9 protein-coding genes are annotated in these 14,148 nt (G+C 51.1%); 1 reads left to right on the forward strand and 8 read right to left on the reverse strand.

The window, feature by feature from the left end; translation table 11 throughout:
* Window positions 1–4: 4 nt before the first annotated feature.
* On the reverse strand, window positions 5–4,603 hold the full coding sequence (gene gltB, locus H5715_RS12065; RefSeq protein WP_075187784.1) for a glutamate synthase large subunit: 4,599 nt from the start codon (window positions 4,601–4,603) through the stop codon (window positions 5–7).
* Between the two features lie 450 nt (window positions 4,604–5,053).
* Here gltB and speD point away from each other — a divergent pair, with 450 nt between their 5' ends.
* A complete protein-coding gene (gene speD / locus H5715_RS12070) occupies window positions 5,054–5,503 on the forward strand; it encodes an adenosylmethionine decarboxylase (RefSeq protein ID WP_139309924.1) in 450 nt (149 codons plus the stop codon).
* Between the two features lie 42 nt (window positions 5,504–5,545).
* On the opposite strand, the gene H5715_RS12075 is transcribed toward speD, so the two are convergent.
* The 7 genes from H5715_RS12075 to H5715_RS12105 form a co-directional block, all read right to left on the reverse strand.
* Window positions 5,546–7,090, reverse strand: coding sequence for a polyamine aminopropyltransferase (locus H5715_RS12075; RefSeq protein WP_075187785.1), 1,545 nt, complete (start codon window positions 7,088–7,090; stop codon window positions 5,546–5,548).
* 98 nt (window positions 7,091–7,188) lie between these two features.
* Window positions 7,189–7,788, reverse strand: a complete 600-nt coding sequence (locus H5715_RS12080; protein ID WP_075187786.1) for a hypothetical protein — start codon at window positions 7,786–7,788, stop codon at window positions 7,189–7,191.
* A gap of 34 nt (window positions 7,789–7,822) precedes the next feature.
* The gene (locus H5715_RS12085) at window positions 7,823–8,653 is read right to left on the reverse strand and encodes a GNAT family N-acetyltransferase (protein ID WP_075187787.1); all 831 of its coding nucleotides are present in this window, start codon (window positions 8,651–8,653) and stop codon (window positions 7,823–7,825) included.
* Window positions 8,647–9,264: a rhomboid family intramembrane serine protease gene (locus tag H5715_RS12090; RefSeq protein ID WP_075187788.1), complete on the reverse strand. Its 618-nt coding sequence runs from the start codon at window positions 9,262–9,264 to the stop codon at window positions 8,647–8,649. Before H5715_RS12090 ends, H5715_RS12085 begins: the two co-directional genes overlap by 7 nt.
* A gap of 15 nt (window positions 9,265–9,279) precedes the next feature.
* Window positions 9,280–10,047 (reverse strand): rhomboid family intramembrane serine protease, encoded by a 768-nt coding sequence (locus H5715_RS12095; protein ID WP_075187789.1) that lies wholly within the window; start codon window positions 10,045–10,047, stop codon window positions 9,280–9,282.
* Window positions 10,048–10,136: 89 nt separating this feature from the next.
* The gene (gene pta / locus H5715_RS12100) at window positions 10,137–12,290 is read right to left on the reverse strand and encodes a phosphate acetyltransferase (RefSeq protein WP_075187790.1); all 2,154 of its coding nucleotides are present in this window, start codon (window positions 12,288–12,290) and stop codon (window positions 10,137–10,139) included.
* Window positions 12,290–13,507, reverse strand: coding sequence for an acetate/propionate family kinase (locus H5715_RS12105; protein ID WP_075187791.1), 1,218 nt, complete (start codon window positions 13,505–13,507; stop codon window positions 12,290–12,292). Before H5715_RS12105 ends, pta begins: the two co-directional genes overlap by 1 nt.
* Between the last annotated feature and the right edge of the window lie 641 nt (window positions 13,508–14,148).

Here is a 14,148-nt window from a genome sequence, read left to right on the forward strand (position 1 = left end):
CCCTTTACTTAGCCAAACTTGCCAGATGCATATCAAAGGCAGCTTCGGCAACTTTCTGTTCATTATCGTACTCACCACTTGAGCGAGCCTCTTTCATATAACTTTGCATGCGCTTGTAATCCACTGGCATTACTTTTACAAATTTCGCCAGGGAAGCATCCCAGTCTGCCAGCAGCTCTTCCGCTACATCGGACCCGGTTTTTTGCTGGTGTTCTGTAATTAAGGCTTTCAGCTGGGCAATGTCTTCAGCATCTTCTGCTTTTTCCAGCTGCACCATTTCCATGTTGCACTTGCCGGCAAAATCGCCGTCTACGTCTAACACCCAAGCCTCACCGCCACTCATACCCGCTGCGAAGTTGCGCCCGGTTGCACCGAGAATAATCGCCATACCGCCGGTCATATATTCACACGCGTGATCGCCCACACCCTCTACAACTGTGGTAACCCCGGAGTTACGCACACAGAATCGCTCGCCCGCTATACCGCGAACGAAAGCTTTACCACTGGTTGCGCCGAAGAAGGCGACGTTGCCGATCAGTATATTTTCACGTGGTTTGAAGGGTGAAACCTTCGGTGGGTAAACCACCAGCTCGGCGCCAGACAAGCCTTTACCGAAGTAGTCGTTGGCATCACCTTCCAGCTCAAAACGCAAACCTTTAGCCGAGAACGCACCAAAACTCTGGCCTGCAGAACCGTTGAATTTCACATCGATAGTGCCGTGGGGCAAACCTTCTGCCCCGTAGGCTTTACTGATTTCGTTGGAGATCATGGTGCCGACTGTACGGTCGGTATTGACGATATTCTTCTCCAGACGAATCCGCTCACCATTTTCCAGCGCCAGTTGAGCATCGCGAATTAAGGCTCGGTCAACAATATCGTTGATCAGGTGCTTCTGTTTCACGCTGCAGAAGAGGGTATCGCCTTCGTAGGCGTCTTGCTTCTGTAGAACTGGGCTCAAGTCCAGATGGTTTAGTTTCCAGTGCTCGAGATCATCTCTCATTTCCAGACACTGAGCTTGTCCCACCATTTCGTTGATGGTGCGGAAGCCCATCTCGGCCATGATTTCACGCAGACCTTCGGTCATCATGGTGAAGAAGTTCACAACGTTCTCAACTTTACCGTTGTAGCGCTTACGCAGCTCTTTGTTCTGCGTGGCGATCCCTACTGGGCAGGTATTCAGGTGACACTTGCGCATCATGGTACAGCCTTCAACCACCAGGGCGGCCGTGGCCACACCCCACTCTTCTGCACCCAACAAGGTGGCAACAGCGAGGTCGCGCGGTGTTTTCATCTGGCCATCGGCCTGCACGGTAATACGGCTGCGCAAACGGTTGGCAACCAGTGTCTGGTGCGTTTCGGCCAGCCCTAATTCCCAGGGCAGACCCGCATGCTTAATGGAGCTGAGTGGCGATGCACCGGTACCGCCGTCGAAGCCGGCGATTAGCACAACGTCGGCATAACCCTTACAGACACCGGCGGCAATGGTGCCAACGCCCGCTTCGGATACCAGCTTAACGTTAATACGCGCATCGCGGTTGGCGTTTTTCAGGTCGTAGATCAGCTGTGCGAGATCTTCGATAGAATAAATATCGTGGTGCGGCGGTGGCGAAATCAGTCCAACACCGGGAGTTGATCCACGGGTGCGACCAATCCAGGCATCAACCTTGTGGCCTGGCAGCTGACCGCCTTCACCGGGCTTGGCGCCCTGGGCCATTTTGATCTGAATTTCGTCACAGTTAGCCAGGTAGTGGCTGGTTACGCCAAAACGACCTGATGCCACCTGCTTAATGCGGCTGAGCATGGAATCGCCATTGTCATCGGGCTTAAAGCGAATGGGGTCTTCACCACCTTCACCGCTGTTACTCTTACCGCCGATGCGGTTCATGGCTTTCGCCAGTGTGGTGTGCGCCTCCCAGGAGATCGAGCCAAAGCTCATGGCTCCCGTTGCGAAACGTTTGAATATAGCCTCTGCCGGTTCAACTTCTTCCAACGGAATGGAGGAGCGATCAGATTTTATGTTCAGTAAGCCGCGCAGTGTGTAGGCCGCGCTGGACTGCTCGTCCACTTCCTGGGTGTATTCTTTAAACTGTGCGTAGTCGTTGTTGGCAGAAGCGTGTTGCAGCAGACGAATGGTTGTTGGGTTGAACAGGTGTCGCTCACCATCGTGACGCCAGGCGTAGTCGCCGCCACTGTTCAACAGATCGTCGACAAGTATGCGGTTTGCGGCGGGGAAGCCTTCGCGATGTTTGGCCAGTGTCTCTTTCGCTATTTCATCCAGGCCAATTCCCTGAATACGGCTGATGGTGGCCGTGAAGTATTTATCAACGACAGTGCTGTTAATTCCCAACGCTTCGAAAATCTGTGCGCCCTGGTAGCTCTGCAAGGTGGATATACCCATTTTCGAGAAGATCTTCAGCAGGCCACTGTTAACGGCTTTGGTGTAGCGCTTGAACACTTCTGCATCGCTCAACAGCTCGTCCAGAGAACCTTCGTTGCGCATCTCGTTCAGGGTTTCGATGGCGACATAGGGGTTAACCGCTGCGGCGCCGTAGCCAATTAGTGTGGCGAAGTGGTGGGTTTCACGCACATCGCCGGACTCCACGATAATCTCGGCTTTTGCCCGCAGACCTTCGCGAATTAGAGAGTGGTGTACCGCCGCCGTAGCCAGCAGCGAAGGAATGGCCGCGTGGTCGGTATCGACGTTGCGGTCACTCAGGATTAAGAGGGAGTAGCCATCATTTACCGCATCTTTCGCATAGCGGCACAGTTGATCCAGCGCTTTCTCCATTTCCCCTGCTGCGCCACTTGCGTGGAACAGGGTATCGAGGGTTTTGGCTTGCAAGTGTTCCTGATCGATATGCTTAAGCTTTAGCAGTTGATCGTTGCTGAGAACAGGCTGGTCAATTTCCACCTTGCGGCAGTGCTCGGGCGTTTCACTCAGCAGGTTGCGGGAAGCTCCCACATAGGTTCGCAGCGACATCACCATCTCTTCACGGATGGGGTCGATTGGTGGGTTGGTCACCTGGGCAAACAACTGCTTAAAGTAGTTGGATAAATGCTGAGGACGATCAGACATTACCGCCAAGGGGTTATCGGCACCCATGGCTCCCAGCGGCTCTTTGCCGGTTTCGACCATCTGCTTAAGAATCAGGTTCAGGTCTTCGTAGCTGTAGCCAAAGGCCTTCTGCTGCAGTCGCAGGTTAGCCAGGCTAGATTGCGCCAGCGCCTCCTCTGGTAGCGGTAACTTGTCCAGCTCCAGTTTGTTCTTGGCCAGCCACTCACCGTAGGGTTGACGTGCGCAGATATCAGCTTTCACTTCATCGTCGCTGATAATGCGGCCTTCGTTCAGATCGGCAATAAAAATTTTACCGGGCTGCAAGCGGCCTTTCTTCACGACAGTCTCGGGATCGATACACAGTGCGCCGGTTTCTGAGCCCATTACCACCATATCGTCGTTGGTAACCAGATAACGTGAGGGCCGCAGACCATTGCGGTCGAGCGTGGCGCCGATAACCTGGCCGTCGGTAAAGCTTACCGATGCAGGGCCATCCCAAGGCTCCATCACGTTGGCGTAGTATTCGTAGAACGCGCGCTTCACCGGGTCCATATTGTCCTGGGATTGCCAGGCTTCGGGGATCACCATCATCATGACTTGCGCCAGCGGGCGGCCGCTCAGCACTAACAGTTCAATGACCAAATCCAGGTTGGCGGAATCAGACGTTTCCCGGTTGCAGATGGGGTGTAACAACTCCAACTCTTCTTGGGAAAAAGCCACAGACTCAAACAGCGCCTGACGGGCAACCATCCAGTTCACATTGCCCTTAACGGTATTGATTTCACCGTTGTGAGACAGGAAACGGAACGGCTGGGCACGACGCCACGCCGGGAAGGTATTGGTAGAGAAGCGGCTGTGGAACATGGCAAGAGCCGACTGCAACTTGGGATTGCGCAAATCGTTGTAATACTTGCGCACCTGTTCCGTGGTGAACTGGCCCTTGTACACAATGGTACGGTTGGACAGGGACACCACATAAAATTCATCTTTTTCGCAGTCTACCTGCAGGTTTATCGTGTGACCGGTGGCCTTGCGCAGGACGTAGAGCTTGCGCTGAAACTCTTCCTGGCTCAAGCCTTCGGGTTTAGCAATAAATAACTGTTTTATGACGGGCTCGGTTTCGCGTGCGGCGTAACCCAGGCTAGAATTGTCGCCAGGTACATCGCGGTAACCCAATATTGTCAGGCCCAGTTTATGAATATTGGCCTCTAAAATATCGCGGCTCTGCTGAGCATGGGTTTCATTCGGCGGGAAAAACAGCATGCCGACACCGTAGTCGCCCACTGCAGGCAGCTCAAAACCCAGCTTGCTGGCTTCTTCTGCAAAGAAATCGTGAGGGATTTGAATCAGAATACCGGCACCATCACCACTATTTACATCGTATCCCGTACCACCACGGTGCTCCATGCACGTCAGCATCGTCAGCGCATTTGTCACAATCTCATGGGATTTACGCCCTTTGAGGTTTGCCACAAAGCCGATGCCACAGGCATCGTGTTCGAAGTCGGGGTGATAGAGCCCCTGTTGCAGGGAGTTGTGATGATTCATATTTAATCTCGTTGTGTTGCTATTTATCCTGGGGGCACGGACCTAAACCCGTCCCAACCACATGGCGGAAAATTGCCTCATTTTACGCACTTCTGTCGGCATTTTCAGGCCTTGTATTGACCCCAATTTCGTGGCAGGCACCGGCAAAAGCAGCCGGTTTAACTGCCAAACCCAGGGAAACTCTGGTCTGGAGTGTTTTCTTGGGCAGAAAAATCGTCGCAACTTATCATAAATAGCGCTATTAATGGGAATCAAAATGGTATCAGTGCCCCTTTCCAGGGCTCTCTTACCCACTTTTTTTGATAAAACGCAATTACTCGGCGCCGCTATAGATGCTTCTATACCCCTCTGCAGAGCCAAGCCAACAGCAACAAACCGTGCTTTCGGTGGTTATTGCCACCCCCGTTTGGTAAATTGTCGTCCGCCCCTACAAAGGAACTTCGCTTAAGCATGAGCGCCGATAAAAATAGTAACGAGCCCTTTAAAGCCTTACCCGTGATTGATATAACCACCAGCCAGAGCTTTACCATCGACACCACTAGCAACGAAGCCTCGACTTCGGATATTGCCGGCAGACACTATATTGTCGATTTCTGGGGCGCACAATTTTTGAATGACACCCACAAGCTGGAATTAGGGCTCACCCAGGCAGCCAAGGTTGCCGGAGCGGTGCTACTGCATATTCATCTCCATAAGTTCTCACAAGGCGGCGGTGTTACCGGTGTCGCTCTGTTAGCCGAATCGCATATTAGCGTTCACACTTGGCCCGAGCGCGACTATGCCGCTTTTGATATTTTTATGTGTGGCAATGCCCAGCCAGAAAAGGCCGTGGAGTATCTGAAGGAGGCTTTTATGCCAGAGAAGGCCGAAATAAAGGAGATTCTGCGGGGCAAAGAGTGAAAAGCCTCCCCGGAGACGGCTCTGCAGCCGAGTAAGGTGGTCTTACCGGCGTAAATCACTGATATAGAGCTGATATAACTTAGGCTCCATAATCGAGTTCACTGGCGTTGCGACTTTCGCCATATCCTTATCAAACTGTAATGCAGCCAGCATGGTCTCGGTGGTGATGGCCTTGGTTGGAATATCAAAGACAAATTCCCGCGGAATAGTCCCTCCCTTGCGCGCCATATTGTAACCCCAGATACCAAAAGAGGGTAAAGCCGTGTGGTAGCTGAGTGTATCGTTAAACACATTGGCCAGGGTTTCTTCAATGCACCAGAAGGTCTGCCGCGTATAAAACGGCGATGAGCTCTGTGTAACCAGCACCGCCCCCGGCGCCATGCGCCGCTCTATCATGGTATAAAATTCTCGAGAATAGAGCTTATTGATCGCTTCGTTGTGTGGATCGGGCATATCGATAATCACCCGATCGTAGGCAATACCCGGCTGATTAATAAAGCTGAAGGCATCCTCACTAAAAGCCGTTAAGCGATCTGCAGAAAGGCTTTTCTCGTTTAGCCTTTGCAACATAGGCAGCTCACGGGCTATACGCAGCATTTCCGGGTCGATATCCACTAGGTGCAGCCGCTCGACATCGGGATACTTTAAAGCCTCCCGCGCGGCCAAGCCATCTCCCCCCCCCAGAATAAGCACATTCTTACGCTCGCCGGGAAGCGATAAAACGGGATGGACAAGGTATTCGTGGTAGCGATATTCGTCGCGCGAGGAAAACTGGATATGCCCATCGATATATAACCGCTGCTCACGGGTATTGGTTGAGCGGGTAACCACGAGCTTTTGATAGGGCGTTTGCTTGGTATAAATTACCTGATCGAAATATAAATGCTTTTCTGCAAAGCGCGTAATGTAAGCACCGTACAAAATAAAACCGATCAACAGCGCCAGAATGAGCAAGCACAGTTCCAGCATGCGCTTAAAGTTTGGCAGGTGATGACGAAAGACCAGCACATTGGCGATGGCAACCAAAATATTAATTAAGCCAATAGCAAACGAGGACTGAATCAAGCCCAGCGACGGCAGCAGCAACAGTGGAAACGATACCGAGCCGATCAGCGCGCCGACATAGTCCAGCGACATAACATCGGCAATTGATTCTTTGAGTTGTCTATTGCGCGCTAACAGCGTGGTAAGAATTGGAATTTCCATACCGACAAGTGCGCCGATAATCAAAATGAGGCTGTACATCGTCAATTCATACAAAACTCGCGCATAGGGAAATGCCATAAACAGCAACACGCTGCTAATACCACCCACAAAGGCAATCACAATTTCCACTAAGATAAAATTGCGTACATACTGATCACTAAAATATTTGGATACGAGCGAGCCCAGCCCCATGGCAAACATAAAAAAGCCAATGGTGAGGGAAAACTGGTACACACTATTACCCAGTAAATAGCTGGAAATAGTTCCAATGATCAGCTCGTACACAATACCGCAGAGGGCAACAATCAGAATGGAAAAGAGCAAGACACCAGTCTGTTTTCCACTCAGGGATTCACTATCAATAACGGGTTTGGAGGACATAAATACAGGACTTTATAGGGCAGAAAAGGCAATCCAGCTTTTCGTAGGAAGACGAAAAGCTGGAAAAAAAAACAACGCTAAGACATAGCGCTAGCGAATTACTTGCCTTTGGAGTGGCTGCCGGAACCCGCTCTGGCTTTAGCGGCTGCCCGAGCAGTAACGGGCTGTTTTTTGGCCAGAGAATCAGACGAGACCCCTGCCATGCGCTGACGGCTGAGCATACTGCCAATCAGGTAGCCGGTAAGTAGCCCTGTGCCACTGAAGTGGTGATCGTTTACAGCACCGCTGCGGCTGGAGGCAATAATCCGTGAACGCTCTCCATCAATTTCAATTAAGAAAATACCAGCTTCACTTTCATCCATCATGCGATTGCCATTGGTATCTTCATAGGCCAATAGAGAAGCATCTGATCTTGGCTCAACGCCCAGGGCGGTTTTGAACAGTGCAGGCTCGGAGGTATTGTAGCTGTCAGCCAGAACTTCAGAAAAGCCCAGCATTGCCGCATCGGGATCATCGTTCTCCTGCCCTTCGATTGATTCCTGGTAGGAATACAACGTATCAATCGTAACATCGAGCACGGCGTTCAGATCAATCTCTTCATCGACGGAACTTAAACCATCGGAGTTGAAGCTGCTGTACAGGTAGAAGCCACCAAGAGCAACCGCAACAAGGCCATACTTTACTAAAAAACTCTTCATTATTGTTTCCTTATTGGTATTTGAGATCCCAGGATCAGATATTACTTAAATCATGTGAAAAATGCATTTCATCTACGCCCGGCTCGTAATAATTGCTCAGACTCCCTACATATTTGAATCCCGCCGCCTGCAGTGGCTGATGAATTAGTGGTAGGTTCGATGGAAAGGTTATAAAAACCTTTCGGCCCCCCTCACCTTTTACAGACCGTAAGCCGAGCAGCAGATCCTCTACGGAAAAACTGCGCTTGCCAAATAAGCCCTTTTTCTCCTTCACAAGCCAGGAAAAAGTGTAGGCACCTTCCGATTCGGCAATTTCGTACAGACCATTAAAACGGATAACCGCCTTTTCATCCTGCACGCCCTCCCCAGCCACTTCCCCGCTAAACTCAGCATCTATCGGCTCGATGGTTTTACCTAAAATCAGTTGGTCTTCACCCTTATCATAAAAATCTATGTTGGTGACTTCCAACTCAAACCCCAGAGACTGGTACAATTTTAGCGCGCGTTCGTATATTTTACCGTCTTCAGGATCTTCATAGTTTGAGACTTTCACAAATACTTTGCGCGTATTTTCTGAACGCAGTTTATCCAGAAGATCGGTCATTATAGCCTTGCCATAGCCTTTGCCACACTGTTCAGCATTAACGTAGGTCCAGGATAACCATGCGGTATTTTCCGTTGCAGGTACTCGCCTGAAGCCGGTAACACCGACGACTTTCTCGTCCACCTCTAAAACAAACTGGTCGTCAAATCCGGAATCTTCATAATCGGCTTCTGCCGCTTCTGCATCATCTTCATCATGGGAATCGATCATTCGAATAACCGCGTGAAGATCGTTCCGATACAAGGGGCGCAGTTTTAACATATACGGTTCTCTTTATTCAGTTTTTTGTATTTTCTAAACAGCAAAACAAACCCAGCCAACACTGCACCCGAAAACAAGCCGCTTATGTGAGCCGCATCGGAAAATTTTCCGAACATGCCGGTTGCCGCGAGCGGAATAAGCGCGAGCAATACCAACGTAAAGGTTCCATCAATACGGTAGGCCGCCCGACGTCCCAACGCTGCCTGCAACCAGCAATAGCTTAACAGGCCATAGACCACACCAGAAAGCCCTCCAAATTGCGGGCCATAAAACCACCATTGGCAGGCATTGGAGGATGCGGCAATCAGTAAAAAGACTAGCGCCAACTCGATACGCGATTCGGCTTCAATTCTGCTGGCAAACAACCACCACAAATAGACATTGGTTAATAAGTGAACCAGCGTGTAGTGCACAAATGTGGGTGTCCACAACTGCCAGAACGCGACATTATTCAACAGTTCCCGGCCAGTCAGCGGCAAAAACCAACTCGAGATAGCCGCAAGGTTTTGGGCGGTAAGCAACAGATAGGGTACGCAGGAAACAATAATCACCAACCAAACAAGAGGATGCCGTCGCAAGGAATCCGGCTGGGGTACGGGGAGCGTTTGCATAAATAGTCAGCCAACTTACTGTCGGTTAGATGGATCGTTCCAGATATCGGCCGCACTTCGGGTTTCCTTCCAGCCGTGGAAAGGATGGTTCAATAACAACTCATCGTCTTTAAACACCCATACCAGCGCCGCGCCACCGAGGAATCCGCCAACATGCGCCCAGAAAGCAACGCCACCACCGGTTGCCCCCATTGACGAGAACGCGCCCAGTAACTGCACCACAATCCAGTAGCCAAGCATGGCCACAGCCGGTACACGGAAAGTGGTAAAAATAATGATCAAGACCACCGCCATATGAACTTTTACGCGAGGGAACAGCATAATGTAAGCCCCCATTACCCCGCCAATAGCACCAGAGGCACCCACCATCGGAATAGCGGAACCGGGGTCGGCGATAACCTGCGCCGCCGCTGCACACACCCCGCAAAGCACGTAAAAAATAACAAAACGTACCGAACCCATGGAATCCTCTACGTTATCGCCAAACACCCAAAGGAACCACATATTACCGAGGATATGCATCCAGCTCCCGTGCATAAACATAGAGCTGAATACGCCCGACCAGCCAGCACCACTGCCAGGACAGGCCTTTTCGGTGCTGTTCAAGAGACCATCGGAAAATAGATCGGCGGGAATCAAGCCGTACTGGCAAACAGAGGCATGCAGTTGATCACCGAAGCCAAACCCCTGCAATAAAAACCAGGCCAGCGCATTGGCCACAATGAGACCGTAGATTGCTATGGGTTTATTTACCTGGGGGTTGTCATCGCGAATCGGAAACATCAATGCCGCCCTCTAGCCAAAGGTTTTTATTATTATGACAGAGCCAGCATCATGCCAGCTCTGTTTGATCATTTGCAGTGGCTAAGGCGTTAAGTAACGGGAGATTTGTCGTTATTACCCGCCTGAATCGCCGTAAGCGCAATAGTGTAAACAATATCATCCACTAATGCTCCGCGGCTCAAATCATTCACGGGTTTTTTCAAGCCCTGCAACACTGGGCCAACACTCAAAACATTAGCGCTGCGCTGTACCGCCTTGTAGGTGGTATTGCCGGTATTGAGATCGGGGAATATAAAGACTGTCGCCCTTCCTGCCACAGGGCTGTTCGGCGCCTTCGACGCCGCCACACTGGCGATCGCCGCCGCATCATATTGGAGAGGGCCATCAATAATCAGGTCTGGGCGCAATTTGCGGGCAATTTCCGTTGCTTCGCGCACTTTATCCACATCACTGCCCGTGCCGGAAACTCCAGTTGAATAGCTGATCATGGCAACGCGTGGTTCGATGCCAAAGGCCACCGCCGATTCAGCTGACTGGATGGCGATATCAGCCAAGTCTTCTGCATTGGGATTAGGGTTTACCGCACAATCACCGTATACCAGGACTTGATCGGGCATTAGCATAAAAAAGATAGACGACACCATGCGACTGTCGGTCTTAGCTTTTATCAGCTGCAATGCAGGACGAATAGTATTGGCAGTGGTGTGGATAGCACCACTGACCAGACCATCTACCTCGTCCTGGGCCAGCATCATAGTGCCCAGTAAAACCTTATCTTCAAGCAGGGCTTCTGCCTGGGGAGGACTAACACCCTTGTGCTTGCGCAACTCCACCATGGGTGCAATATAACGAGGGCGAATTTCATCTGGGTCCAGCACCTCGACGTCATCGGGGAGCTCGAGGCCGTGGGCTTCGGCTACTTGTACAATCTGCTCACGTTTGCCCAACAGCACACAGCGGGCAATTTTCCGCTCGGTACAGATAATCGCAGCCTGAATCGTGCGCGGCTCGGCGCCTTCGGGCAGAACAATTTTTTTGTCTGCCATCTGTGCTTGGCGCACCAAGTGATGGCGAAATGCCGGTGGCGACATGCGCACATCCTGAGGTAATGCCGCGCGAGTTGCCAGCCACTCAGTATTAATGGAGCTGGCTACTTCGTCCATAACTTCCAACATACGAGGTACATCGTTAGCGGGAACTTCGTTGCTCATGCTATCGAGCTGTTGTACCGTCGCCAGAGAATCGTACTCGGTAACCAGTATGGGTAAACCGGTATTAATGGCTCCCATGCAGAGGGCCATCACCCGCTCGTCGGGAATCATATCACCGGTAAACAGAATACCGGCCAACGGCACACCATTCAGAACCGTCTGGGCGGCAGCCAATAAAATATCGGTGCGGTCGCCCGGCGTAACCACCAAGGTGCCAGCCTTAAGAGCATAAAGCATATTCGGTACGGTGCGGGCGCACAGTACAACAGAGTGCACGCGCCGCTGATCGATATGACCGCTGTGGATAACTTTCGCATTCAAATGATTGGCGATATCCAAAGTGCGCGGCGAGACGAAGTTGGGGTTCCAGTGAATAATCCCCAAACAGCGAAAATCTGGATTGCTGAAGATCGGCAGCTTGCGCTTAACCTCATCAAAGGTGCGCTCACGCACCTCCCAGCTATCCAAGCGGTCATCTGTTTGCACGCGCTGGCTCTCTGATGGCGGCGCCCCCACCTTGTTGAGAATACAGCCCAACAAACGGGGGTTTTCAAAACCACCAAACTTGCTGGCAGTGATATTGATGCGCTCATTCAGCTGTGCCGATGAATAATGTTTTTTTGCTGCAACCACAATAATATCGCTGCCGAGCGTGCGAGCAACACGTTGATTCAGCCGTGCGATATAGTCTTCATTTGGCCGGGGAACCAGTCCTTCCACCACCACTACATCCGAATCCAGGGTCGAAGCCTGATAGTTAGTAATCACTTCTTCCATCAGCTGATCGAACTGCCCCTTAGACACTTTGTGCTGAGCATAGGAAAGGCTGATAGATTTACCGGACTGCAATCCCACCGTTTCGCGAATAAGCTGATTGGAGCGCCCCGGCCCACTGTCGGAACCATAAATTTGGGCGATAGGCTTAAAAAAGCTGACGCGTACACCCAGCTGATCCAAGGCCCGAACCAGGCCCAAGCAGACAGAAGTAAGCCCTGTACCCGAAGTTGTGGGCGCCAAATAAAAGCTGTGCATTATTGACCGCCCCCAGTTCCTACTAATAGCAACGCATCGCGGGCGATCATTGCCTCCTCATTGGTTTTCACCACCATGGCTACCGTACTGCCCTCACAGGAAATCACACCACCAAATGTCTCGCCGTTAACCTCATTGCGATCCAAATCGACATTAAACCCAAAAATAGCTAATTGCTCCAACACGCGAGTACGAGTACTGGCATTGTGCTCACCGATTCCGCCAGTAAACACCAAAGCATCGATGCGGGTAAGAGACGTCGCCAGCGCTGCCAACTGCCTTGCAAGACGGAAACAAAAAACCTCAATCGCTAATGCAGCGCCTTCATGATCCTCATCTTCCGCCGCCGTATAAAGCGTACGCATATCATTGCTCAGCTCGGAAAGCCCTAACAGCCCGGATTCGCGATTGAGCATATCGGTAATTTTACTCAGCGACCAACCGAGAGTTTCCTGTAAATACTGATGAAGACTGGGGTCTACATCGCCGGAGCGAGTCCCCATAACCAAGCCTTCCAGCGGTGTTAAGCCCATAGTCGTATCGACACTCTTACCATTCACCACAGCAGTTGCACTACAACCGTTGCCCAGGTGCGCGACCAATAACTGGTTATCATCTTCCGACAATTCCAGCTGTTTAATAGCTGTTTCCGACACATAGCGGTGGCTGGTCCCGTGAAAACCATAACGGCGAATACCATGATCGCGGTATAGGCTATAGGGAATGGGATACAAAAACGCCTTACGCGGCAAGGTCTGATGGAAAGCCGTATCGAACACCGCCACCTGAGGCAGTTCGGGGTAGAGCTCCCGGATCAACTCAATACCCAGAATGTTGGCAGGGTTATGTAGCGGAGCCAGCTCGGAACAAGCGCGCATATCCTCCATGGCCTTATCGCAGATTAGTACAGATTCAGAAAAACGCTCACCGCCGTGAACGACCCGATGACCGACGACGGCAACATCCGCGAAGTTCAAGCCAAACTCCGGCATTTTTTCAACCAGAGTCTCAATGGCCTTCTGGTGATCGGCAGGAAAGTTAAGATCCTGACGGGAGCCATCTGCCGCTACCAGCCGCATTGCCGCTTCTGGCGTATTCAGCCGCTCAGCCAAACCATTAAGCAACGGCGTTTGTTCTAAGGCCGCTGTGGAATCTGTTGAGAAAAGGGAAAATTTAAAGGAGGAACTACCACTGTTAAATACTAATACATACTGCATAAAAGACTTCACTTACGCCGGAAAAAAGTTGCCTGGAGGATAACAGATAAATAATAGCGAATTTGCGCTGCTCAGTTCTTGATCTGCCTTCGGGAATGGGGATTAGAAGGGTAAACCTGCATCACACAACCACCCCCTGGAAACGCCATTCAGCGACGTGCCCACAGGCCGTTTGACAGAGAAAACCTTCATCGTCAGCGTAGAACGAAGAAGTGATACCTCTTCACTAGCGCGTAACGGTGGGCCGCTCAGGAGCTGGCAAAACCGAAGGACAAGATACCACTCCTTTATCGAACTAACGAGAGCAAAAACACACGCCACCTCTACAGAGCAAGCCACGACGGCCAAACCCTACTAACATAGCAGCCCCCGCCAAGTAAAATACAACACCACTGTAATGGTGGTTGCACTTAAAAAGGACACACCTTCTTTTAGGTGCATTCAAACGCACCATACTGGATACGACATGGAAGCCAGCGCGACATACCTTAGCTAAACAACTATCCAAAAAATATAGGCGATAACGCCCCTATAGCAACTCCCAGCAGGTAGAAAAATGAGAATATCGCAATTTTGGCGGATTTTTTTAAGGCTGGTATTTGTGTATATTTTTGATGCAATCTAAGACATGACTGTGCCGG

The organism is Teredinibacter haidensis, from assembly GCF_014211975.1.
Classification (GTDB): domain Bacteria; phylum Pseudomonadota; class Gammaproteobacteria; order Pseudomonadales; family Cellvibrionaceae; genus Teredinibacter; species Teredinibacter haidensis.

Bases quoted from the DNA above. Each gene is read 5' to 3' on its own strand.
- gltB (WP_075187784.1), bottom strand. From the start codon at position 4,603: ATGAATCATCACAACTCCCTGCAACAGGGGCTCTATCACCCCGACTTC.
- speD (WP_139309924.1), top strand. From the start codon at position 5,054: ATGAGCGCCGATAAAAATAGTAACGAGCCCTTTAAAGCCTTACCCGTG.
- H5715_RS12075 (WP_075187785.1), bottom strand. From the start codon at position 7,090: ATGTCCTCCAAACCCGTTATTGATAGTGAATCCCTGAGTGGAAAACAG.
- H5715_RS12080 (WP_075187786.1), bottom strand. From the start codon at position 7,788: ATGAAGAGTTTTTTAGTAAAGTATGGCCTTGTTGCGGTTGCTCTTGGT.
- H5715_RS12085 (WP_075187787.1), bottom strand. From the start codon at position 8,653: ATGTTAAAACTGCGCCCCTTGTATCGGAACGATCTTCACGCGGTTATT.
- H5715_RS12090 (WP_075187788.1), bottom strand. From the start codon at position 9,264: ATGCAAACGCTCCCCGTACCCCAGCCGGATTCCTTGCGACGGCATCCT.
- H5715_RS12095 (WP_075187789.1), bottom strand. From the start codon at position 10,047: ATGTTTCCGATTCGCGATGACAACCCCCAGGTAAATAAACCCATAGCA.
- pta (WP_075187790.1), bottom strand. From the start codon at position 12,290: ATGCACAGCTTTTATTTGGCGCCCACAACTTCGGGTACAGGGCTTACT.
- H5715_RS12105 (WP_075187791.1), bottom strand. From the start codon at position 13,507: ATGCAGTATGTATTAGTATTTAACAGTGGTAGTTCCTCCTTTAAATTT.